The sequence below is a fragment of the Mitsuaria sp. MSU3D genome (assembly GCF_056867975.1).
The window spans coordinates 4,418,726-4,441,335 of sequence record NZ_CP200314.1; the positions used below are offsets into that span (position 1 = coordinate 4,418,726).

At 67.3% G+C, this 22,610-nt stretch carries 14 protein-coding genes, 2 tRNA genes, 1 rRNA gene and 1 pseudogene; 9 read left to right on the forward strand and 9 right to left on the reverse strand.

Annotation, left to right across the window (positions count from 1 at the left end):
- Nucleotides 1-168 precede the first annotated feature (168 nt).
- The 4 genes and pseudogenes from AC1VNM_RS19415 to ptsP form a co-directional block, all read right to left on the reverse strand.
- Nucleotides 169-244, reverse strand: a tRNA-Ala gene (locus AC1VNM_RS19415).
- A gap of 19 nt (nucleotides 245-263) precedes the next feature.
- Nucleotides 264-340: transfer RNA gene (locus tag AC1VNM_RS19420), tRNA-Ile, on the reverse strand.
- Nucleotides 341-520: 180 nt separating this feature from the next.
- A 16S ribosomal RNA gene (locus AC1VNM_RS19425) occupies nucleotides 521-2,049 on the reverse strand.
- A gap of 488 nt (nucleotides 2,050-2,537) precedes the next feature.
- Nucleotides 2,538-4,315, reverse strand: a pseudogene (ptsP, locus tag AC1VNM_RS19430) (phosphoenolpyruvate--protein phosphotransferase).
- A gap of 199 nt (nucleotides 4,316-4,514) precedes the next feature.
- Between ptsP and AC1VNM_RS19435 the strand changes: the two are divergent.
- On the forward strand, nucleotides 4,515-5,360 hold the full coding sequence (locus AC1VNM_RS19435) for a GNAT family N-acetyltransferase (protein ID WP_483107989.1): 846 nt from the start codon (nucleotides 4,515-4,517) through the stop codon (nucleotides 5,358-5,360).
- A gap of 145 nt (nucleotides 5,361-5,505) precedes the next feature.
- Here AC1VNM_RS19435 and AC1VNM_RS19440 read toward each other — a convergent pair whose 3' ends face one another.
- The 3 genes from AC1VNM_RS19440 to AC1VNM_RS19450 form a co-directional block, all read right to left on the reverse strand.
- A complete protein-coding gene (locus AC1VNM_RS19440) occupies nucleotides 5,506-5,775 on the reverse strand; it encodes an HPr family phosphocarrier protein (RefSeq protein WP_067281479.1) in 270 nt (89 codons plus the stop codon).
- Nucleotides 5,772-6,197, reverse strand: coding sequence for a PTS sugar transporter subunit IIA (locus AC1VNM_RS19445; RefSeq protein WP_377159735.1), 426 nt, complete (start codon nucleotides 6,195-6,197; stop codon nucleotides 5,772-5,774). Before AC1VNM_RS19445 ends, AC1VNM_RS19440 begins: the two co-directional genes overlap by 4 nt.
- A gap of 85 nt (nucleotides 6,198-6,282) precedes the next feature.
- Nucleotides 6,283-6,801, reverse strand: a complete 519-nt coding sequence (locus AC1VNM_RS19450) for a hypothetical protein (RefSeq protein ID WP_483107990.1) — start codon at nucleotides 6,799-6,801, stop codon at nucleotides 6,283-6,285.
- A gap of 75 nt (nucleotides 6,802-6,876) precedes the next feature.
- Between AC1VNM_RS19450 and AC1VNM_RS19455 the strand changes: the two genes are divergently transcribed.
- The 8 genes from AC1VNM_RS19455 (at nucleotide 6,877) to AC1VNM_RS19490 (ending at nucleotide 20,766) form a co-directional block, all read left to right on the forward strand.
- A complete protein-coding gene (locus tag AC1VNM_RS19455; RefSeq protein ID WP_483107991.1) occupies nucleotides 6,877-8,142 on the forward strand; it encodes a CaiB/BaiF CoA transferase family protein in 1,266 nt (421 codons plus the stop codon).
- Nucleotides 8,139-8,909, forward strand: a complete 771-nt coding sequence (locus AC1VNM_RS19460) for an alpha/beta fold hydrolase (protein WP_483107992.1) — start codon at nucleotides 8,139-8,141, stop codon at nucleotides 8,907-8,909. Before AC1VNM_RS19455 ends, AC1VNM_RS19460 begins: the two co-directional genes overlap by 4 nt.
- Before the next feature lie 293 nt (nucleotides 8,910-9,202).
- A complete protein-coding gene (locus AC1VNM_RS19465) occupies nucleotides 9,203-10,372 on the forward strand; it encodes an ATP-binding protein (RefSeq protein ID WP_483107993.1) in 1,170 nt (389 codons plus the stop codon).
- 124 nt (nucleotides 10,373-10,496) lie between these two features.
- Complete coding sequence (locus tag AC1VNM_RS19470) at nucleotides 10,497-11,006, forward strand: TlpA disulfide reductase family protein (RefSeq protein WP_483107994.1); 510 nt, start codon at nucleotides 10,497-10,499, stop codon at nucleotides 11,004-11,006.
- Nucleotides 11,007-11,244: 238 nt separating this feature from the next.
- Nucleotides 11,245-12,870, forward strand: coding sequence for an MdtA/MuxA family multidrug efflux RND transporter periplasmic adaptor subunit (locus AC1VNM_RS19475; RefSeq protein WP_483107995.1), 1,626 nt, complete (start codon nucleotides 11,245-11,247; stop codon nucleotides 12,868-12,870).
- Between the two features lie 19 nt (nucleotides 12,871-12,889).
- Entirely contained in the window at nucleotides 12,890-16,123 is a 3,234-nt protein-coding gene (locus AC1VNM_RS19480; protein ID WP_483109310.1) for an MdtB/MuxB family multidrug efflux RND transporter permease subunit, read from the forward strand.
- Nucleotides 16,120-19,296: a multidrug efflux RND transporter permease subunit gene (locus AC1VNM_RS19485; protein ID WP_483107996.1), complete on the forward strand. Its 3,177-nt coding sequence runs from the start codon at nucleotides 16,120-16,122 to the stop codon at nucleotides 19,294-19,296. The genes AC1VNM_RS19480 and AC1VNM_RS19485 overlap by 4 nt, the downstream gene beginning before the upstream one ends.
- A gap of 3 nt (nucleotides 19,297-19,299) precedes the next feature.
- Nucleotides 19,300-20,766: an efflux transporter outer membrane subunit gene (locus AC1VNM_RS19490; protein ID WP_483107997.1), complete on the forward strand. Its 1,467-nt coding sequence runs from the start codon at nucleotides 19,300-19,302 to the stop codon at nucleotides 20,764-20,766.
- A 102-nt stretch (nucleotides 20,767-20,868) separates the two neighbouring features.
- On the opposite strand, the gene lipA is transcribed toward AC1VNM_RS19490, so the two are convergent.
- Both lipA and lipB read right to left on the reverse strand, forming a co-directional pair.
- Nucleotides 20,869-21,879 carry a lipoyl synthase gene (gene lipA, locus AC1VNM_RS19495; RefSeq protein ID WP_421036719.1) on the reverse strand — a complete coding sequence of 337 codons (1,011 nt, stop codon included), beginning with the start codon at nucleotides 21,877-21,879 and terminating at the stop codon, nucleotides 20,869-20,871.
- Nucleotides 21,880-21,911: 32 nt separating this feature from the next.
- A complete protein-coding gene (gene lipB / locus AC1VNM_RS19500; RefSeq protein ID WP_483107998.1) occupies nucleotides 21,912-22,580 on the reverse strand; it encodes a lipoyl(octanoyl) transferase LipB in 669 nt (222 codons plus the stop codon).
- Nucleotides 22,581-22,610 lie beyond the last annotated feature (30 nt).

A 22,610-nucleotide genomic window follows, 5' to 3' on the forward strand; every position in this document is an offset into this window, starting at 1 on the left:
GTCGCTGGCGGCACGGTGCCGCGCCCCTTTACGAAGCGCTAAGCTTTCCGCCAGCAACGCTGATTCGACTCTACGAATTGTTAAAGAACAACAGCCGACTAAAAAGTCGAGACTGGCAAACCACAACGTCATGCTTGACGCTGTGGTTTGCCACCCTTGTGAAGTGATTGGTGGAGGATGACGGGATCGAACCGACGACCCCCTGCTTGCAAAGCAGGTGCTCTCCCAGCTGAGCTAATCCCCCAAGATCTTGACGATCCTCGTGGTGGGTCTGGCTGGATTCGAACCAGCGACCCCCGCCTTATCAAGACGGTGCTCTAACCGACTGAGCTACAGACCCACGCGTTTCATGCGTGCTCCTGTATCGCGCCAACCGGCAAGGCCAGCTCGCCAGGCTCACGCGTTTTCTCACTCACTGTTGTGTGTCTACAGCCGATAAGTGTGGGCGCGCTGAACTCGCATTTTTCGACTCGACTCTCCCGAGCTGCCTAGGCAACCCGACGGTCTCGTCATTCTCTAGAAAGGAGGTGATCCAGCCGCACCTTCCGATACGGCTACCTTGTTACGACTTCACCCCAGTCACGAACCCTGCCGTGGTAATCGCCCCCCTTGCGGTTAGGCTAACTACTTCTGGCAGAACCCGCTCCCATGGTGTGACGGGCGGTGTGTACAAGACCCGGGAACGTATTCACCGCGGCAAGCTGATCCGCGATTACTAGCGATTCCGACTTCACGCAGTCGAGTTGCAGACTGCGATCCGGACTACGACCGGGTTTCTGGGATTAGCTCCCCCTCGCGGGTTGGCAGCCCTCTGTCCCGGCCATTGTATGACGTGTGTAGCCCTACCCATAAGGGCCATGATGACCTGACGTCATCCCCACCTTCCTCCGGTTTGTCACCGGCAGTCTCATTAGAGTGCCCTTTCGTAGCAACTAATGACAAGGGTTGCGCTCGTTGCGGGACTTAACCCAACATCTCACGACACGAGCTGACGACGGCCATGCAGCACCTGTGTCCAGGTTCTCTTTCGAGCACTCCCACATCTCTGCAGGATTCCTGGCATGTCAAGGGTAGGTAAGGTTTTTCGCGTTGCATCGAATTAAACCACATCATCCACCGCTTGTGCGGGTCCCCGTCAATTCCTTTGAGTTTCAACCTTGCGGCCGTACTCCCCAGGCGGTCAACTTCACGCGTTAGCTACGTTACTGAGAAGAAACCCTCCCAACAACCAGTTGACATCGTTTAGGGCGTGGACTACCAGGGTATCTAATCCTGTTTGCTCCCCACGCTTTCGTGCATGAGCGTCAGTACAGGTCCAGGGGATTGCCTTCGCCATCGGTGTTCCTCCGCATATCTACGCATTTCACTGCTACACGCGGAATTCCATCCCCCTCTACCGTACTCTAGCCATGCAGTCACAAATGCAGTTCCCAGGTTGAGCCCGGGGATTTCACATCTGTCTTGCATAACCGCCTGCGCACGCTTTACGCCCAGTAATTCCGATTAACGCTTGCACCCTACGTATTACCGCGGCTGCTGGCACGTAGTTAGCCGGTGCTTATTCTTCAGGTACCGTCATGAACCCCCAGTATTAGTAGGAGTCTTTTCTTCCCTGACAAAAGCGGTTTACAACCCGAAGGCCTTCTTCCCGCACGCGGCATGGCTGGATCAGGGTTGCCCCCATTGTCCAAAATTCCCCACTGCTGCCTCCCGTAGGAGTCTGGGCCGTGTCTCAGTCCCAGTGTGGCTGGTCGTCCTCTCAGACCAGCTACAGATCGTCGGCTTGGTAGGCCTTTACCCCACCAACTACCTAATCTGATATCGGCCGCTCCAATTGCGCGAGGTCTTGCGATCCCCCGCTTTCACCCTCAGGTCGTATGCGGTATTAGCTGCTCTTTCGAGCAGTTATCCCCCACAACTGGGCACGTTCCGATATATTACTCACCCGTTCGCCACTCGTCGCCAGGTTGCCCCGCGTTACCGTTCGACTTGCATGTGTAAGGCATGCCGCCAGCGTTCAATCTGAGCCAGGATCAAACTCTACAGTTCGATCTTGAATAAACTCAACGGAATCGAACAAAGACTACTTTCATAGCTTCATTCATATCTTCCGTGAGCATCTAGCGATTTAACCTTCTCAGGTCGCTCGTCCAGACGCCCACGCTTATCGGCTGTAAATTCTTAAAGAACATCGAAGCAGCTTTCGCTTCAGGCTTTCCGCCTTGCTTCGTCGCACCGCTGATTTGTCGTCAGAAGCGCAGAAGCGAGATTATGAACGATTTCTTTCGAACCCGTCAAGCAGTCAGAGAAATTATTTTCATCAGCGACTGCGAGAATCTCGCCGTCAAATGAAAACTAGCTTTTGCTAGTTATTCATCTGACCACCTCGGCATACCCTCCGAGGCCGCTGTTCAGAACGATGTCGTGAACAGCGAAGACCGCTAGTCTAGCACGAGTTTTTTCACCGGCGCAACTCCCCCGTACGACTTGCTTGGGGAGGTGCGATGTTCGACCGCAGCCGCCCGAGTAGGCGCGGCTCAATGCAGGCGGGACTGCGGCGCGAGTACTTCCAGAGCCACTTTCGCGGGTTCATCGCTCTCCAGGATGCGAGGCAGCGCAGCAGCCAACCGTGGCACGTCCGCCCGCAGGACCCGTTGCTTGACCGAAGGGATCTGCGACGGGTGCATCGAGAAACTGGTGAGTCCCATGCTCAGGAGCAGATCGGTGAAGGCGGCATCGCCCGCCATTTCGCCGCAGACACTGACTTCCTTCCCGGCCGCTCGCGCCTGCGCGATCGAATGCGCCAGTAGATGGAGGACTGCGGGATGCCACGGGTCATAGAGATGGGCGACCGCCTCATCGGCACGGTCGATGGCCAGCGTGTATTGAATGAGGTCGTTGGTCCCGATCGACACGAAGTCCACATGCCTGAGCAGCTGCGGCAGCATGATCGCCGCCGCGGGCACCTCCACCATCACGCCGAGTTCGACTTCGCCATAAGCCTGCCCCGCCTCGTCGAGCTGCGCCTTCACTCGTTTGGCGGCCTCCTGGACCTGACGGATCTCACCCAGATGGGCGACCATCGGGATCAGCAGCTTCACCTTGCCGAACGCGCTCGCCCGATAGATCGCACGCAGTTGCTGGCGGAACATGCTCGGCTCCGCCAGACTCCATCGGATCGCCCGCAGGCCCATGGCCGGGTTGAGCACATGTTCGTGCCGGAGCTCGTTGACCGACATCCGGTCCAGTGGCTTGTCGGCGCCGATATCAACCGTGCGGATCGTCACCGGCAGACCGGCCATCGCTTCGACCGCACTCTTATAGGCGGCGAATTGCTCTTCCTCGCTCGGCAGGTCGCCGTCGCGGTTCATGAAGAGGAACTCACTGCGGAACAGCCCCACGCCAGTTGCGCCGGACGCCAGCGCCGCCACCGTGTCGCCCGGCAACTCGATATTGGCGTGCAGTTCGATTCGCTGCCCATCCATGGTGATCGCCGGCGTGTGCCGCAGGCGAGCGAGACGTGCGTTCTCCAGTTCCGACTGACGCTGCCGGAAGCGGTATTCCTCCAGCACGATGGGGGACGGGTTGACGATCACCGTCCCCGCGTCGCCATCGATGATGACCCAATCGTCCTGGCGGATCAGCCGCGAGGCCTCTCGCGTTCCCACCACGGCGGGGATGGCCATGCTGCGCGCCACGATCGCGGTATGTGAGGTCTTCCCCCGATGTCGGTAATGAAGCCCTGAAAGACGCTGCGCTTGAACTGGATCATGTCGGCGGGCGCGATGTCGGCGGCCACCAGCAGCAGCGGATCCTCTCCGGCGAAGTCCCGGGCCACCACGGCGGCCGGTCCGCCGGCGGGCGCATCGTCCAGTTCCGCGGCGAGGGCGGCCAGGATGCGCTCGACCACCTGTTCCAGATCCGCCTTGCGCTCGCGCAGGTAGTCGTCTTCCATTTCGTCGAACTGACGCGCCAGGACTTCCAGCTGCGCCGACAGCGCCCATTCGGCGTTGTAGTGGCGATCGACGATCCAATCGCGAGCCGTATCGACGAGCGCCTCGTCGTTCAGCAGCAGCAGGTGGACATCCAGCAGCGCGTCGAGTTCGTGCGGCGCGTCCTCCGGCAGTTCGGCCTTCAGCCCCTGCAATTCACGGGTGACCACATCGCGGCCCCGCACCAAGCGGGCGTACTCCTGCTCCGCATCGGCGGCGGCGATGAAGTAATGCGCGACGTCGACGCGGCTGGAGGCGACCAGCACCGCGCGGCCGATCGCCACGCCGCGAGAAACGGGAATGCCGAAGACCTGGAAACTCATGCGCCGACTTTAGCAGCGGGTTCCGAATCCCCCGGTGGACGAAGGTGAACTCCGCGAAAACCTCTGTGGAGCCGGCGTCAATCACCCCGATGCATGAACGTGACGAGGCCGCGACTGTCACGGTTCGTTCACTTGAGGGTCACCGACGCGTCACCCCGCCCGCTCAGCATCGCAGCCATCACTTCAGCGAGGCTTTGCCATGAGGGATCTGCCGCTGCCTACCCTGCCCTTCTCCGATCTGCGCCCTGTCGAAGCGCCTCGGAGGTCACTTCCAGCCAGTTCGCAAGACGTCGCTGTCGATGCTGCGCGCACTCGCTTCCACGTGGGTTGGGCGCGCACGGAGGACGAAGTCCGCCAGGCCCAGCGCCTGAGGTACCAGGTCTTCGTCGATGAGATGGGCGCGCGCCTGAGCGTGCCGGCCGGCGCGCCCGCCGGGCACGACATCGACCTCTTCGACCCTTTCTGCGAGCACCTGCTGGTGCGCACGCTCGACAAGCACGGACAGCCCGGCGAGGTGATCGGCACCTACCGGGTGCTGACGCCGGAGGCGGCCCGCCGCGCCGGCGGCCTCTACAGCGAAACCGAGTTCGACCTGACCCGCCTGCGCTCGCTGCGTCCGCGCATGGTTGAACTGGGCCGCTCCTGCGTTCACCCGGATCATCGCAACGGCGGCGCCATCATGGCGCTGTGGGGCGCCCTCACCGAATTCATGGTGCGCAACGACCTGGACACGATGATCGGCTGCGCCAGCATCAGCATGCGCGACGGCGGTCACTACGCCGCCAGCCTGTGGCGCCAGCTGGACGCCAGTCACATGGCGGACATCGCCTGGCAAGTGCGCCCGCGCCTGCCGCTGCCGGTCGACGAGCTACGTCAGGACCTGGTGGTCGAGCCACCGCCCCTGATCAAGGGCTACCTGCGGGTCGGCGCGCGCATCCTCGGCCGGCCGGCCTGGGATCCGGACTTCAATACCGCCGACCTGCCGATGATCATGCGCATCGCGGATCTGCCGGCGCGGTACCGGAAGCACTTCCTGGGGCGTTGAGCACAGCGCTGCGAAGCCGGAGCGCCGGTACCCCGCTCCGCTCAATCGCCTCCTCACGCTCGGCATTCGCTCCGCAGGGTACCGGCGCTCCGGCTTCTTCGGATCGCGCGGTTCGTGGGGGCGATTGAAGGGGCTGGCGTTCGCCTTACTGGCCTTCGCCGAACTTGTCGTTGACCAGCGCCGTGATCGCGTCATGCGCGGGCTGTTCGTCCTCGCCGGAGGTCTCGAGCTCGACCTCCGCGCCGATGCCCGCCGCCAGCATCATGACGCCCATGATGCTCTTGGCATTCACGCGACGGCCGTTGCGGGTCATGAAGACCTCCGCCTTGAATCCTCCCGCCAACTTCGTCAACTTCGCCGAAGCCCGGGCATGCAGGCCCAGCTTGTTGCTGATGGTGAGGGTCGACTTGATCATGTGCAGGAAGGATGGGACGAGGAATTGTTGGAGGCGCAGGGCGCCGTCGCGTCGCACAGGATGCCCTGGGTGCCGCCCTGGCTGGCGCGCTGGACCAGCGCCTCCAGGCCTTCGCCGGCGTAGCACAACGAGCGCCACAGCATCGGCACGTTGACGCCGGTCAACACCTTCACCTGCTCGCCCTGCAGGCGCAGCGCCGCATTCGTCGGTGTCGCGCCGTAGACGTCGGTCAGCACGAGGGTCTGCTGGTGTCCGGAAGCGATGATCAGCGCGCGCGCCTGCGACTCGACGTCGTCGGCGCTCATCTCAGGCGTCACGTCCAGCACCCTCAGCTGCAGCGAGCAATGCGGGAACGTGTGCTCGGCCACCTGCTTCAGCGCGGTGGCCAGCGGGGCGTGAGCGATCAACAGCAGGCCGGACATGGCGATCATTATCGTGCGGCGCAGCATGGTGCGGGCGAGGCTCGCACAAACCCTCAATCGTGGGGAGGATGCAGCCCCCCCGCCCTCAGGGCGGCAGTTCCACCGACCCGAGGAATACGTCCCAGGCTTCCGGGTCGAGGCGTTCGCCTTGCATCAGCAACTGATACAGCCGTCCCCCGCGCGAGAACACCGCCTGCCGCACCTGCTGGCGGGGCTGGCCGGCGCGAGCCTCGAACGATTGCTGGAACGCTTCCGGATCGGCCGCGATACCGCGCATGCCCAAGGGCGCGGACGCCTGCGGGAGCATCTGCCGGGCGATGCCCTCATGCATGCGACGCATCGCCGCGGACGTCGCCCCGGCCTCCCGGAGATCCGTCCAGGTCAACGAGAACTGGGCCCCCCGCGCCTTGCAGCTCAGTGACCGCACGGCGACCGCCTGACCCGCCGGGCCAGGCTGCATACGCTCCTCGCGGTCTGGCTTGCAAGGAAACATCAATTGCATCTGCGCCCCTTCCGGGCTCACCTTGCGCCAGTTCAACGCCGGACTGCACCCGGCGGCCAACACCAGCGGGACGATCGAAACAAGCAGGGACAACGAACGCATCGGACGATTATCGAGGGCGTGACGACGACGCGCGCCCCCGGTGCGGCCCACCGCAGCATCCCCCACAATGCCCCGATGAGCGAAGCGAACTCTCCCACGCCCTCCGCCATGGCCCTGACGGGCGTGCGCGTGCTGGATCTCTCCCGCGTGCTGGCGGGCCCCTGGTGCACGCAGACGCTGGCCGATCTCGGCGCGGACGTGATCAAGGTCGAGCGCCCGCCAAAGGGCGGCCACCCAGGGGGGGATGACACCCGCGGATGGGGGCCTCCCTATCTGAAGGACCGGGACGGGCAGGACACCGCCGAGGCGGCCTACTACCTCGGCGCGAACCGCAACAAGCGTTCGGTCGCGATCGACATCGCCAGCCCACGGGGTCAGGACTTGATCCGGGAGCTGGCGCGACGGGCCGACGTCCTGGTCGAGAACTACAAGGTCGGCGACCTGACCCGCTACGGGCTCGACGCCGCGGCGCTGCTCGAGATCAATCCGCGCCTCGTGTTCTGCTCGGTGACCGGCTTCGGCCAGACCGGGCCATACCGTGATCGCGCCGGTTACGACTACGCGGTCCAGGGCCTGGGCGGACTGATGAGCGTCACCGGCGAGGCCGACGCGCTGCCCGGCGGCGGGCCGCAGAAGGTCGGCGTGGCGGTGGCCGATCTCTTCACCGGCATGTATGCGACGGTCGCGATCCTCGCCGCGCTCCGCCACCGGGACGCGACAGGCCAGGGTCAGGTCGTCGACATGGCGCTGCTGGACACGCAGGTCGCGATGCTGGCCAACCTCGGCGCCAACTACCTGACGACCGGCAAGGCGCCGCGCCGCATGGGCAACGCCCACCAGAACATCGTGCCGTACCAGGTCTTCCAGGCCAGCGACGGGCACCTGATCGTCGCGGTGGGCAACGACGGTCAGTTCGTCAAGTTCTGCGAGCTCCTCGGCCTGCCGGACCTCCCCCGTGATCCGCGCTACTCGACCAATTCGCAGCGGGTCCGGCATCGGGACGACCTGGTCCCGATGCTGGCCGCCCGCGTCGCCGAAAGACCTCGGCAGCATTGGCTCGATGCGATGGAAGCGGCGAAGGTCCCGGGCGGCGCGATCAACGACCTGGCTGAAGTCTTCGACGACCCACAGGTCCAGCACCGGGGCATGGTGGTGTCGATGGCGCATCCGCAGAGCGATGCGCTGCGAGTGGTCGCCAGTCCGATGAAGCTGTCGGAGACACCCGTGGCCTACCGATTGCCCCCGCCGTTGATGGGGCAGCACACCGACGAGGTTCTCGCCGAGCTCGGACACGGCCCCGACGCGATCGCCGCATGGCGCGAGGAAGGGGTCATCGCATGAGCAGCAAGGATCCGGCGCAGGTCCGGAATGAGGAATCTCCCGGCAAGGGCGTGAACATCGTGCTGGTGCACGGTGCCTGGCTGGGCGCCTGGGCATGGAAGCGGGTGCTCGGACCGTTGCGCGCGGCCGGGCACCAGGTGTTCCCCGTGACGTTGAGCGGCGTCGGCGAACGGGCCCATCAACCGCACGCGGACATCCGCCTGCAGACGCACATCGACGATGTGAAGGCGGTCATCGAGTGCGAGGAACTGGCCGATGTCCTGCTCGTCGGCCACAGCTACAGCGGCATGGTGATCACCGGCGTCGCCGATCAGATGCCGGACCGCATCTCGCGACTGGTTTACCTGGACGCCGTGGTGCCGGAACCGGGCGAGTCCTGGTCCAGCCGCCACACGCCGGAAACCCAGATCCAGCGCCGCGAGTTGATCTCGAAGTTCGGCCACCTGCCGGTGACCGAGCCCAACGGCATGGGCCTGAAGCCGGACGACTTCGACTGGATGATGCGCTGCCAGCGCCCGCAGCCCGGCGGCGTCTATGACAGCCCGCTCGACTTCGACCAGGCGGCGTGGCTGAAGCGCCCACGCACCTTCATCGACTGCAACCGTCCGGCCCTCCTCACCATCGCCGCCGCGCGTGAACGCGCGCGCAGCCAGCCCGGCTGGGAGCTCTTCGAGATCCCCACCGGTCATCAGGTCATGGTTTCCGCTCCAAAGGAACTCACCGAACGTCTCCTGATGCTCGCTGACCGCCAGGCCCAGGAGCCCTGACGGCGTCCTCGGTAGCAACACCGTCGAAGGACGGCAGTGGATGGGACGGCAGGTCGTGAGGTTTCCGCGCTTGCCGCGGGGGCCTCATGACCTGGCGGCCAACGCTCGGCGCAAGCAGTCCAGGAACGTCCGCCATCCGCCCCCGACACCCGAGCAATCGTGAGCCATTTCACGCCATCCACCCAGGGGGGCGATTGCCCCCGAGTCACGGGATGGCCTCCCCCGGGACCGCGCGGAACCATGGCGCCTCCCTGCCCCGGCATGCCGCCGGAGGCTCACAAGAACGAGAGAGCATGTCCCGCCCGCCCCCCTCCATTGCCGCGCCGTTGGCTGCCAATGACATGGCGCAGCCCCCGAGCGATTCGCAATGGGGCGACATCGTCCAGCAGCTCGGCGCCGAGATCGCCGGCCCGTTGAGCGCGGCGCTGGAGCGGATCCACACGCTGATCAGCACGGGCCAGATCGATCGCCAGGGCTTGCGGGCGCTGCGCGACTCGGTGGCGCAGGCACGCGAGGCGGGCATGGTGAGTCAGCAGCTGGCGCGGCTGGCCTCGGGACGGTTGAGGCTGTCCCGCGAGCGCGTGCCGCTGACGCAGGTGCTGCGCGGCGTGCTGACGCAGCGCAGCCGCGAGACGCAGGCCCGCGGCATCCAGATCCGGCAGCTGCTGCAGCCGATCGAGGTGGTCACCGACGCGTCGCTGCTGTTTTCGCTGCTGAACGCGGTGATGGACTGGGCGCTCGCCAACACGCATTCCTCGCTGGAGATGCGGCTGGACGTGACGCCGTGGCCCGCCAAGGCGCGACTGATGTGTCGCTTCGCCCACCGCTCGCTGGACCTGGGCAGTGCCCCGTCGGCGGTGATCAACGCGCCGCCGGAGTCGCTGAACTCGCTGCACTGGCGCCTGATCGAGCAGACCGCGCTGACCCTCGGCGCGCTGCCGCTGCGCGACGACGAAGCCGGCATCACGATGCTGACGCTGGAGTTTCCGCATGTCGCCGTCGACGAGCCCGCCGCGCCGCACGAGCTGGCGCCGCCGGCCCGGCCGGAACGGCCCGAACTCGACGATCCGACGCCGTCGCACAACTCCAAGCCGCTGGCAGGCTGCCATCTGTTGATCGTCTCGCCGCGCCGCGAGGTGCGTCAGGAGATCCAGAACGCCGTGCGCCACATGGGATTGATCATCGACGCCGTCGGCTCGATGGACGAGGCGCTGCAGTTCTGCGAGGAGGGGCTGCCACACGGCATCGCTTTCGAGCAATCGATGCGCGACGCCGACTTCGACCGCCTGCGCGCCGACATCACCAGCGAGGTGCCCAGCTTCAGCTTCATCGAAGTGCTGGACGGCGATCAGCAGACGCAGCTGTCCACGGCCACGGCGGACCACATGGCGCGGATCTCGCGCCAGAACCTGCAGGACGCGCTGCCGTCGGTGCTGCTGTTCGAGTTGTCCAAGGCGCTCTGACGCCCAGGCAAGCCGACCCGGAGCCGCCCCTCGGCGCCGCCCCTCGCCGCCGCCTTGGGCGGGCACCCGGCTTAAGCCCCTCCAAAGTGGCGGGCCGACACCCTCGCGCATACACTCGCGCACCATGAAGCTGCCTCGCTGGTCCGGACTCCTGCTGCTGGTTGCCGCCGTCGGTGTCGGCGCCGGCCTCGCCTATGAGGGCTTGAAGCCCGAACCTGCCCCGCAGGTGAACTACGTGCTGCTCGACGGCTCGAAGCACGCCTCCGCGCAGGCGTGGCCCGGCAAGGTGATGCTGGTCAATTTCTGGGCGACCTCCTGCACGACCTGCGTCAAGGAAATGCCGCAGGTCATCGCGACGCACCAGAAGTACAAGGACAAGGGTTTCGACACGCTGGCCGTGGCCATGAGCTACGACCCGCCAGCCTACGTCGCCAACTACGCCGAGACGCGCAACCTGCCCTTCGGCGTCGCGATGGACAGCACCGGCGAGATCGCCCGCAGCTTCGGCAAGGTGCAGCTCACGCCGACCACCTTCCTGATCAACAAGCGCGGCGAGATCGTCAAGCGCTTCGTCGGCGAACCCGACTTCGCCGCGCTGCACGGCACGATCGAGAAGCTGCTCGCCGACAGCTGAGCCCGCGCCGCCCCACCGATCCATGCCGCTTTCGAGCGGCATTTTTCCTGGTCGGAGCGCCCCGTCGACCAAGCGCGGATCGCCGGTCGACGCGAGGCCAGAACGGCGTCGATGCCCCCCTCGTGATCCCCTCGAATGCGCGGGTTAGCCCCGACGCTTTGCGATTCTTTTCCTCGGGTACACCAGGGTGCTGTCGCCAGATACTAGGGTAGCGACATAGCAAGCATCGCCCGCCCGAATGAACACGAACAAGAACCTGCCCGGCACGCCGGGGACTGTCATCTCCCCGCTTTCCCACGCGTTCACGCACCGGCGACAGCGAGGTCGGGCGACGCCCTGGGTCCTCGGCCTTCTCGTGCTGGCCGTCGCGGCCGGCGGCTGGTGGTGGTGGAAGGGTCGCGGCGCCGACGGCGCGGCGGGCGGACCCGCCTCGGCCGCCAGCGGACCGGGCGGTGCCGGCGGCCCCGGTGGGGGTGGTCCCGGTCGCGGCGGCCGCTTCGCCGCCAACCGCGTGCAGCCCGTGTCGGTGATGCCCGCGCGGCTGCAGGACATCCGCCACACCGCCGCCGCGATCGGCACGATCAGCGCGTCCAACACCGCCGTCGTGCGCGCGCAGGTCAGCGGCGTGCTGCAGCAGATCCATTTCACCGAAGGCCAGCAGGTCAAGGCCGGCCAGACGCTCGCACAGATCGACCCGCGTGCGTTCCAGGCCGCGCTCGGCCAAGCCGAAGGCCAGCTCGCCCGCGACAAGGCCACGCTGGACAACGCCCGCATCGACCTCACGCGCTACCAGGACCTGCTCGCCAAGGACGCGATCGCGCGCCAGCAGGTCGACACGCAGCAGGCCACGGTCAACCAGCTTGTCGGCACGGTCAAGGCCGATCAGGCCGCCGTCGACAGCGCGCGGCTGCAGGTCACCTACAGTCGGGTGCAGGCGCCGATCTCGGGCCGCGTCGGCCTGAAGCAGGCGGACATCGGCAACGTCGTGCAGACCGGCGACACCAACGGCATCGTCAGCATCACGCAGACGCGCCCGATCGCGCTGACCTTCGCCGTCCCCTCGGCGCTGCTGCCGCAGGTCAGTGCCGGATTGAAGGGCAAGACCGCGATGACGGTCGAGGCCTGGAGCCGCGACGGCAAGACGCGCCTGGCCACCGGCAAGCTCGCGACCGCCGACAACGCGATCGACATCACCACCGACACGATCAAGCTCAAGGCGCTGTTCCCGAACGACGACGATGCGCTGTTTCCCAACCAGTCGGTCAGCGTGAAGCTGCAGCTCGCGACCGAGCAGAACCGCCTGGCCGTGCCGGCCGCCGCGGTGCTGCGCGGCGCGCAGGGCTTCTACGTCTACGTCGTGGGCGCGGACAACGCCGTCACCACGCGGGTCGTGCAGACCGGCGCGGTCGACGGCGACTGGATGGCCGTGGACGGCAAGGTCGAACCGGGTGATCGCGTCGTCATCGATGGCGTCGACCGGCTGCGCGAAGGCGCGAAGGTCGAGGTCATCGCCGCCGATCCGAAGCAGCGCGCCGGCGCGAACGCGGCACCGCGTCGCGGCCGTGGCGCGAGCGCACCGGGCGGCACCGCTTCCGGCGCTTGGGGCGAAGGCCGCAGGGCTTCGGGCGCGTCGTCGCCCCAGGGCTCCGGCAATCCGGCCGACGCTGCGGTGCGCGCGCCGACGGCGGAAGCTCGCAATGACGCGGCGCAGTCCGGCGGCGAACGTCCCGCCTGGCTGGACCGCCTGCCGCCCGATGTCCAAGAGAAGGTCATGAAGATGAGTCCCGCCGAGCGGGAAGCCTGGATCGCCGAGCGACGCGCCGAACGCGCGAAGCGGCAGGCGGCCTCGGGCGGCGGCAACTGATCGAGGCCCGGCCATGGCCATGAACCCGTCCCGTCCCTTCATCGAGCGGCCGGTCGCGACCTCGCTGCTGATGCTGGCCATCCTGCTGGCCGGCCTGCTCGCCTACCGGCTGCTGCCGCTGTCCGCGCTGCCGGAGGTCGACTACCCGACCATCCAGGTCACGACGCTCTATCCGGGCGCGAGCCCCGACGTCATCTCGACCACCGTCACCGCGCCGCTGGAGCGTCAGTTCGGCCAGATGCCGGGCCTGAGCCAGATGACCTCGTCGAGTTCAGGCGGCGCCTCGGTGATCACGCTGCGCTTCTCGCTGGGCCTGTCGCTGGACGTCGCCGAGCAGGAAGTGCAGGCCGCGATCAACGCCGGCAGCAACCTGCTGCCCAGCGATCTGCCGATGCCACCGGTCTACAGCAAGGTCAACCCGGCCGACGCGCCGGTGATGACGATCGCCGTGACCTCGCCATCGCTGCCGGTGATCAAGGTCCACGACCTGGTCGAGAACCGCCTCGCACCCAAGCTGTCGCAGGTGGACGGCGTGGGCCTCGTGAGCATCGCCGGCGGCCGGCGGCCCGCCGTGCGCATCCAGGCGAATCCGCGCGCGCTGGCCGCGCTGGGACTGTCGCTGGACGATGTGCGCAGCGCCATCGCCTCCGCCAACGTCAACCAGGCCAAGGGCAGCTTCGACGGCGCGCAGCGCGCGTCGACGATCGATGCCAACGACCAGTTGCGCTCCGCCGCCGAATACCAGAACCTGATCATCGCCTGGAAGAACGGCAACCCGCTGCGCCTGAACGACGTCGCGGAGATCGTCGACGACGCCGAGAACCTGCGCCTGGCGGCCTGGGCCGACACGACGCCCGGCGTGATCCTGAACGTGCAGCGTCAGCCCGGCGCCAACGTGATCCAGACCGTCGACCGCGTGAAGGCGCTGCTGCCCAAGCTGCAGGGCACACTGCCCGCGTCCGTGGACGTGCAGATCCTGTCCGACCGGACGACGACGATCCGCGCCTCGGTCGACGACACCGAGATCGAGCTGCTGCTCGCGATCGTGCTGGTGGTGGCGGTGATCTTCCTGTTCCTGCGCAGCGGCAGCGCCACGCTGATCCCGAGCGTCGCGGTGCCGCTGTCGCTGATCGGCACCTTCGGCGTGATGTACCTCGCCGGCTTCTCGATCAACAACCTGACGCTGATGGCGCTGACCATCTCGACCGGCTTCGTCGTCGACGACGCGATCGTCATGATCGAGAACATCGCCCGCTACGTCGAGGAGGGCGACTCGCCGATGGAGGCGGCCATCAAGGGCTCGAAGCAGATCGGCTTCACCATCATCTCGCTGACGGTCTCGCTGATCGCGGTGCTGATCCCGCTGCTCTTCATGGGCGACGTCGTCGGCCGCCTGTTCCATGAGTTTGCGATCACGCTGGCGGTGTCCATCCTGATCTCGGCCTTCGTCTCGCTGACGCTGACGCCGATGATGAGCGCCCGGCTGCTGAAGCCCGAGGTCGAGCAGAAGCACTCGCGCCTGGGCACCTGGTTCGGCGAGAAGTTCGACGCCATGATCCGGGCCTACGGCCGCGGCCTGGACTGGGTGCTGGACCGTCCGGTGCTGACGCTGCTGGGCTTCTTCGGGACGCTGGCGCTGACGGCGCTGCTGTACGTCGTCGTGCCCAAGGGCTTCTTCCCGGTGCAGGACACCGGCCTGCTGCAGGTCATCACCGAGGCGACGCAGAGCACCTCCTTCGACGCGATGAGCGAGCGCCAGCAGAAGCTCGCCGAGGTCTTCCTGAAGGATCCCGACGTCGACCACATCGCGTCCTTCATCGGCGTCGACGGCGCCAATGCGTCGCTGAACACCGGCCGCATGCAGATCACGCTGAAGCCGTTCTCGGCGCGTCACGCGTCCGCGACGGAGATCATCGCGCGGCTGGGCGACGCGAACCGGCAGGTGCCGGGCATCACCGCCTACATGCAGCCGGTGCAGGACCTGACGATCGAGGACCGCATCTCCAAGACGCAGTACCAGTTCCTGCTGAGTTCGCCCGACTCGGGCGACCTGCAGAAGGCCAACGACCAGTTGCTGGAGCGGCTCAAGCAATTGCCGCAGCTGGCCGACGTCGCCAGCGACCTGCAGAACCAGGGCCTGCAGGCCTGGGTGCAGATCGACCGCGAGGCGGCCGGCCGGCTCGGCGTGACGATCGCGGCGATCGACACCGCGCTCTACAACGCCTTCGGCCAGCGGCTGATCTCGACGATCTACACGCAGTCCAGCCAGTACCGGGTCGTGCTCGAAGCGGCGCCGGAGTTCCGCAGCGGACCGCGCGCGCTCGAAGGCCTGTACGTGCCCGGCAGCACGACAACGACCGGCGCCACCGGCACGGCGTCGACCACCTCGGTTCAGGTGCCGCTGAGCTCGGTCGCGCAGATCGTCGAGCGCCCCGCCGCGCTGGCGATCAACCACGTCGCGCAGTTCCCGGCCGCGACGATCTCGTTCAACCTGCCGCCGGGCGTCGCGCTCGGCGATGCGGTGAACGCGATCAAGGCGGAGCAGGCCCAGCTCGACCTGCCCATCAGCGTCGAGACCAGCTTCCAGGGCGCGGCGGAGGCCTTCAGCAACTCGCTGTCGAGCACGCTGTTCCTGATCCTGGCGGCGGTGGTCACGATGTACATCGTGCTGGGCGTGCTCTACGAGAGCTACATCCACCCGGTCACCATCCTGTCGACGCTGCCGTCGGCCGGCGTCGGCGCGCTGCTGGCGCTGCTGCTCGGCGGGCTGGACCTGGGGATCATCGCGATCATCGGCATCGTGCTGCTGATCGGCATCGTCAAGAAGAACGCGATCATGATGATCGACTTCGCGCTCGAGGCCGAGCGCGAGCAGGGACTCGAGCCGCGCGCCGCGATCCACCAGGCCTCGCTGCTGCGCTTCCGCCCCATCCTGATGACGACGATGGCCGCGCTGCTGGGCGCGTTGCCGCTGATGCTGGGCACCGGCGTCGGCCATGAACTGCGGCACCCGCTGGGCGTGACCATGGTCGGCGGCCTGATCGTGAGCCAGCTGCTGACGCTGTTCACGACGCCGGTGATCTACCTGGGCTTCGCGCAGATGGCGCAGCGCTGGCGCGAGCGTCGCCGCAGTCCTGGGTCGGATTCGGGCTCTGGATCGGAGGCGACGGGCCCGAGCGCCGGGCCGCCCCAAGCCGGGCCCGACCCTCTCGGAGGGTCGATCGCCGTACCCGGCGATCGGGGTGCTCCATGAATATTTCGGCGCCGTTCATCGCGAGGCCGGTCGCGACGACGCTGATCACGATCGGCATCGCGCTGGCGGGGATGCTCGGGTATCACTTCCTGCCGATTGCGCCGCTGCCGCAGGTGGACTTCCCGACGATCTCAGTGTCCGCCTCGCTGCCGGGCGCGAGCCCGGACACGATGGCCGCGACGGTGGCGACGCCGCTCGAACGCGCGCTCGGCAGCATCGCGGGCGTCACCGAGATCACGTCGCGTTCAGCGCTGGGATCGAGCAACGTCACGCTGCAGTTCGACCTGAGCCGCGACATCGATGGTGCCGCGCGCGACGTGCAGGCCGCGATCAACGCGGCGCGCACGCTGCTGCCAACCGGCATGCCGAGCAACCCGACCTACCGCAAGGTGAACCCGGCCGACGCGCCGATCATGATCCTGGCGCTGACCTCGCAGACGCTGACGCGCGGCCAGATGTACGACACCGCATCGACCGTGCTCGCGCAACGGCTGGCGCAGGTCGGCGGCGTCGGGCAGGTCAATGTCGGCGGCGGCGCGCTGCCCGCGGTGCGGGTCGAGCTCAACCCGGACAAGCTGGCGGCCAACGGCATCTCGCTCGACCAGGTGCGCCAGGCCATCACCAACACCAACGCCAACCGGCCCAAGGGCGCGGTCGAGCAGTCGGGCCGCTACTGGCAGGTCGGCGCGAACGACCAGGCGCGCACCGCCTCCGAATACGCGCCGGTGGTGTTGTCCTACCGCGACGGCGCCGCGCTGCGGCTGCGCGACGTGGCGGACGTCAGCGACTCGGTCCAGGACGTGCGCAACTACGGCGCCTCCAACGGCCAGCCGGCGATCCTGCTGTTCATCCAGAAGGAGCCGGGCGCCAACATCATCGAGACGGTGCAGCACGTGCGCGAGCTGCTGCCGCGGCTGCAGGCCTCCATCCCGCCCGCGATCGACCTCAAGGTCATCAGCGACCGCACGCCCACCATCCGCGCCTCGCTGGACGAGGTGCAGCGCGCGATGGCGATCGCGGTCGGCCTCGTCATCCTGGTGGTGCTGCTGTTCCTGCGCAGCTGGCGCGCGACGCTGCTGCCGGCGGTGGCCGTGCCGGTGTCGCTGGCCGGCACCTTCGGCGTCATGTACCTGTGCGGCTACAGCCTGGACAACCTGTCGGCGATGGCGCTGACGGTGGCCACCGGCTTCGTCGTGGACGACGCGATCGTGGTGCTCGAGAACATCACCCGCTACATCGAGCAGGGCCTGCAGCCCGTCGAGGCCGCGCTGCGCGGCGCGCGCGAGATCGGCTTCACGGTGATCTCGATCAGCCTGTCGCTGGTGGCGGTGTTCATCCCCATCCTGCTGATGGGCGGCGTCGTCGGGCGCCTGTTCCGCGAATTCGCCGTCGTGCTGTCGGCCTCCATCCTGGTGTCGATGATCGTGTCGCTGACGACGACGCCGATGATGGCCTCGCGCGTGCTGAAGCCGCGCAAGGAACCCGAGCCGGGCGCCGCGACGAAACGCAAGGGCTGGTTCGCGCGCGCCGCGGGACGGTTCAACCGCGCGCTGGCGCGCGGCTACCGGCGCTCGCTGATGTGGACGCTGCGGCACCAGCCGGTGGCGCTGCTGTCGCTGGTGGCGGTGGTCGCCCTGAACGTGCATCTCTACGGCGCGATCCCCAAGACCTTCTTCCCCCAGCAGGACACCGGCGTGCTGATCGGCGGCGTGCAGGCGGACCAGGGCAGCTCCTTCGAGATGATGCGCAAGCGGGTCGACCGCTTCATGGAGATCATCCTGTCCGATCCGGCGGTGGAGAACGTCAACGGCAACACCGGCGGCGGGCAGCGCAACGGCGCGAATTTCTACATCACGCTCAAGCCGCTGAAGGAACGCAAGGTCTCGGCGGACCAGGTCGTGAACCGGCTGCGCGACAAGATGGCGCATGAGCCCGGCGCCAACCTGTTCCTCGTGCCGGTGCAGGACATCCGCATCGGCGGCCGGCAGGCCAACGCGCAGTACCAGTTCACGCTGCAGGCGGACGACCTGGAGGTCCTGCGCGAATGGGAGCCGCGCGTGCGCAACGCGCTGTCGCAACTGCCGGACCTGACCGACGTCAACACCGACCAGCAGGACAAGGGCGTGCAGACCTCGCTGGTCATCGATCGGGACGCGGCCGCGCGGCTGGGCGTGACGGTGAGCACCATCGACACGACGCTGAACAACGCCTTCGGCCAACGCCAGGTCGGCGTCATCTACAACCCGCTGAACCAGTACCGCGTGGTGATGGAGCTGGCCCCGCAGTACCTGCAGGGGCCGGAGACGCTGCGCAAGCTCTACGTCACGAGCAGCACGGGCGCGCAGGTGCCGCTGTCGGCGTTCAGCCGTTTCGAGACGACCAACACGCCGCTGTCGGTGAACCACCAGAGCGGCTCGCCGGCATCGACGATCAGCTTCAACCTGCCCGAGGGCGTGTCGCTGTCGCAGGCGACGGACGCGATCGGCAACGCGATGTCGGAGCTGGGCGTGCCGGTCTCGGTGCGCGGCACCTTCGCGGGCACGGCCAACGCATTCCAGGACGCGTTGAAGTCGCAGCCGATCCTGATCGGCGCGGCCATCATCGCGATCTACCTGGTGCTGGGCATGCTCTACGAGAGCCTGGTGCATCCGGTGACCATCCTGTCGACCCTGCCGTCGGCGGGCGTGGGCGCATTGCTGGCGCTGATGATGTTCAACACGGAGTTCTCGATCATCGCGTTGATCGGCGTGATCCTGCTGATCGGCATCGTCAAGAAGAACGCGATCATGATGATCGACTTCGCCATCGCGCGGCAGCGCACGACGGCGCACCTGACGGCGGGCGCGGCGATCTTCCGCGCCGCGAAGCTGCGGCTGCGGCCGATCCTGATGACGACCTTCGCCGCGATCTTCGGCGCGGTGCCGCTGGCGCTGGGCAGCGGCGACGGCGCCGAGCTGCGCAAGCCGCTGGGCATCGCGATCGTCGGCGGCCTGATCCTGAGCCAGGTGCTGACGCTCTACACGACGCCGGTCGTCTTCGTGACGATGGAGCGGCTGCGCCAGCGCGTGATGAAGCGCCGCGCGGCCAGGCGCGCCGCGAAGGTCGCCAAGGCCTCGAACGCCGCGCCCCCGATGAATCCCGAGCCGCCCCCGGCTCCGACCCTGCAGGGCTGAGACATGCAGACCCCGATGATGATGAATGCCCCCTCCGCCCGCCCGCGCGCGGCCCTCACCACGATCGCGGCAGCGGCGGCGTCCGCGGCGCTGATCGCCTTGATGAGCGGCTGCGCGATGACGCGCGTCGATCCGCCCGCGCCGGTCGCGGCGCCGGCGCAGTTCAAGGAAGACGCGCTCTGGAAGCAGGCGCGCCCCGCCGCCGCGGAGCCGGTGCCCGAGCAGTGGTGGACGCTGTTCGACGACCCCGTGCTCAACGACCTGCAGCACCGGCTGGTGATCGGCAACGAGAATCTGAAGGCGGCCATCGCGCAGGTGGCCGGCGCCCGCGCCGCGCTGGAGGCGAGCCGCTCGGCGCTGTTCCCCACGCTGTCCGTCGGCGTCTCAGGCACGCGCAGCGCGAGCCCGGACGGCAATGTCACCAACGGCTCGATCAACCGCGGACCGACCAACAGCGTGCAGGCCTCGCTGAACGCGAGCTGGGAACCCGACCTCTGGGGACGGCTGCGCCTGGCGAGCGAGGGCGCGAGCGCCTCGCTGCAGGCGAGCGCCGACGACCTCGCCGCGGCCCGGCTCAGCGCGCAGGCCACGCTGGCGCAGACCTACTTCTCGCTGCGGACCGCCGAAGCACAGGAAGCGCTCTACGACCGCAGCGTGAAGGCGTATCAGCGTTTCCTCGACCTCACGCAGGCGCGTTACCAGAGCGGCGTCGCCGCGCGCAGCGACGTGCTGCAGGCGCAGACGCAACTGCGCTCGGCGGAGGCGCAGCTGCTGGAGACGCGCTCGACGCGCGGCCAGCTGGAGCACGCGATCGCGGTGCTGCTGGGACTGCCGCCGTCGGCGCTGGACCTGGCGAAGAACGCGGCGCTGCCCAAGCCGCCGGCGGTGCCGGAGATGCTGCCTTCGCAGCTGCTGGAGCGCCGGCCGGACATCGCGGCCGCGCAGCGGCGCGTGGCGGCGGCGTACTCGCAGATCGGCGTCGCGGACGCGGCGTACTTCCCGTCGCTGACGCTGTCGGGCAGCGCCGGCTATCGCAACAGCACGCTGACGGACCTGCTGTCCGCGCCCAACCTGTTCTGGTCGCTGGGCCCGTCGCTGGCGCAGGCGATCTTCGACGGCGGCCAGCGCAAGCTGGCGAGCGCGCAGGCGCGCACGAGCGCGGAGGTCGCGACGTCGACCTATCGCCAGACGGTGCTGACGGCGCTGCAGGAGGTCGAGGACAACCTCATCCTCACCAACCATCTGCGCGAGGAAGCGCGGCTGCAGCAGGAGGCGCTCGACGCCGCGCAGCGCAACCTCGAACTGGTGACGGACCAGTACCGTGCGGGCACGGTGTCCTTCCTGGACGTCACGACCGCGCAGAACAGCGCCTTCAACGCGGAGGCTTCGCTGCTGTCGGTCCGCAACCGTCAGCTGGCGGCGATCAACCTGCTGCTGAAGAACGTGGCGGGGCGCTGGACGCCGGCCTGACGGGCGCTCAAGGGCGTTCTCCCCAGCCGAAGCAGGACCGCGGCAGCGCATCAAAGCAAAACGGCTCCCGCCAGGGAGCCGTTTTTCATGGCGTTCGATGGGTCAGGCCGCGGAAGCCTTCTCCGCTTCCACCTTCTCCAGCGCGGCATGCGCCTGCTGGTCCGCGTGGTAGCTGGAGCGCACCATCGCGCCGACCGCCGCGTGCGTGAAGCCCATCTTGTAGGCCTCTTCCTCGAACATCTTGAAGGTGTCCGGGTGCACGTAGCGACGCACCGGCAGATGGTGACCCGACGGGGCCAGGTATTGCCCGATCGTCAGCATGTCGATGTCGTGGGCGCGCATGTCGCGCATGACCTGGAGGATCTCCTCGTCCGTCTCGCCCAGGCCGACCATGATGCCGCTCTTGGTCGGCACGCCCGGCACCGCTTCCTTGAAACGCTTCAGCAGGTTCAGGCTGAACTGGTAGTCCGAGCCCGGACGCGCTTCCTTGTACAGGCGCGGCGCGGTCTCCAGGTTGTGGTTCATCACGTCCGGCGGCGCGGCCTTCAGGATGTCCAGCGCGCGGTCCATGCGGCCGCGGAAGTCGGGCACCAGCACCTCGATCTGCGTGCGGGGACTCAGCTCGCGCACCTTGCGGATGCACTCGGCGAAATGGCCGGCGCCGCCGTCGCGCAGGTCGTCGCGGTCCACGCTGGTGATCACCACGTAGTTCAGCTTCAGCGCCGCGATCGTCTTGGCCAGGTTGAGCGGCTCGTCCACGTCCAGCGGATCCGGCCGGCCGTGGCCGACGTCGCAGAACGGGCAGCGCCGCGTGCACTTGTCCCCCATGATCATGAAGGTCGCCGTGCCCTTGCCGAAGCACTCGCCGATGTTGGGGCAGGACGCTTCCTCGCAGACCGTGTGCAGCTTGTGCTCGCGCAGGATCTGCTTGATCTCGTAGAAGCGCGTCGACGGCGAACCGGCCTTCACCCGGATCCAGTCCGGCTTCTTCAGCTGTTCCGCCGGAATGATCTTGATCGGGATCCGCGCCGTCTTGGCTTGCGCCTTCTGCTTGGCGGTCGCGTCGTAGTCGGACGCGCTCTTGGCTTCGTGGGTGACGTTCTCGGTTGCCATCAGGCGTTCTCTCGGTTGCCTTGTTCCGGGCCTCAGGGTTGGAGCTGGGCTGAGAGCCGATCTCCGAACCGCTGGGCCACCGTGGCCCAGTCCGTGAAAACCCCGAGTGTACCGAGGTCCACCGTTTGAAGCCCTGCGTATCCGCACGGATGGATGCCCAGGAAGGGCTTCAGGTCCATCGCGACATTCAGCGCGACGCCGTGATACGTGCAGTGCCGGCTGATCTTGATCCCCAGCGCCGCGACCTTGCCCAGTCCGCGGAACGGGTCCGCCGGGTTGGCCGGCCCGGTCAGGGCGGCATGCGCCCCCGGGTCGTCCAGCCGTACATAGATGCCGGGCGCCCCGGCCACGCGGTGACCCGTCACGCCGAAGCCGTCCAGCGTCTGGATCACGGCGGTCTCGAGTCGGAACACGTATTCCTTGACGAAGATGCCCAGCCGCTTCAGGTCCACCAGCGGGTAGGCGACCACCTGACCGGGGCCGTGGTACGTCACCTGTCCGCCGCGGTTGGTCTGCACCACCGGAATGCCTTGAGGATCCAGGACGTTGTCGGCCTGGCCGGCCAGGCCCTGGGTGTAGACGGGGTCGAATTCGCAGAGCCAGAGCTCGTCCGGCGTGTCCGGACCGCGCGTCTCGGTAAAAGCGCGCATCGCCTCCAGCGTGGCCGCATAGTCGACGCGGCCCAGGGTCTTGATCAGCATCCCGGCATGCTAGCCGCGATGGCTCTAGCA

What these genes read in the sequence shown, in the direction of transcription:
- AC1VNM_RS19445 (WP_377159735.1), bottom strand. Translation starts at nt 6,197, where the DNA reads ATGTCCGGCCTGCTGTTGATCGCTCACGCCCCGCTGGCCACCGCGCTG.
- AC1VNM_RS19480 (WP_483109310.1), top strand. Translation starts at nt 12,890, where the DNA reads ATGAACCCGTCCCGTCCCTTCATCGAGCGGCCGGTCGCGACCTCGCTG.
- AC1VNM_RS19485 (WP_483107996.1), top strand. Translation starts at nt 16,120, where the DNA reads ATGAATATTTCGGCGCCGTTCATCGCGAGGCCGGTCGCGACGACGCTG.
- AC1VNM_RS19490 (WP_483107997.1), top strand. Translation starts at nt 19,300, where the DNA reads ATGCAGACCCCGATGATGATGAATGCCCCCTCCGCCCGCCCGCGCGCG.
- lipB (WP_483107998.1), bottom strand. Translation starts at nt 22,580, where the DNA reads ATGCTGATCAAGACCCTGGGCCGCGTCGACTATGCGGCCACGCTGGAG.
- AC1VNM_RS19440 (WP_067281479.1), bottom strand. Translation starts at nt 5,775, where the DNA reads ATGATCAAGTCGACCCTCACCATCAGCAACAAGCTGGGCCTGCATGCC.
- AC1VNM_RS19470 (WP_483107994.1), top strand. Translation starts at nt 10,497, where the DNA reads ATGAAGCTGCCTCGCTGGTCCGGACTCCTGCTGCTGGTTGCCGCCGTC.
- AC1VNM_RS19460 (WP_483107992.1), top strand. Translation starts at nt 8,139, where the DNA reads ATGAGCAGCAAGGATCCGGCGCAGGTCCGGAATGAGGAATCTCCCGGC.
- AC1VNM_RS19455 (WP_483107991.1), top strand. Translation starts at nt 6,877, where the DNA reads ATGAGCGAAGCGAACTCTCCCACGCCCTCCGCCATGGCCCTGACGGGC.
- AC1VNM_RS19435 (WP_483107989.1), top strand. Translation starts at nt 4,515, where the DNA reads ATGAGGGATCTGCCGCTGCCTACCCTGCCCTTCTCCGATCTGCGCCCT.
- AC1VNM_RS19475 (WP_483107995.1), top strand. Translation starts at nt 11,245, where the DNA reads ATGAACACGAACAAGAACCTGCCCGGCACGCCGGGGACTGTCATCTCC.
- AC1VNM_RS19450 (WP_483107990.1), bottom strand. Translation starts at nt 6,801, where the DNA reads ATGCGTTCGTTGTCCCTGCTTGTTTCGATCGTCCCGCTGGTGTTGGCC.
- AC1VNM_RS19465 (WP_483107993.1), top strand. Translation starts at nt 9,203, where the DNA reads ATGTCCCGCCCGCCCCCCTCCATTGCCGCGCCGTTGGCTGCCAATGAC.
- lipA (WP_421036719.1), bottom strand. Translation starts at nt 21,879, where the DNA reads ATGGCAACCGAGAACGTCACCCACGAAGCCAAGAGCGCGTCCGACTAC.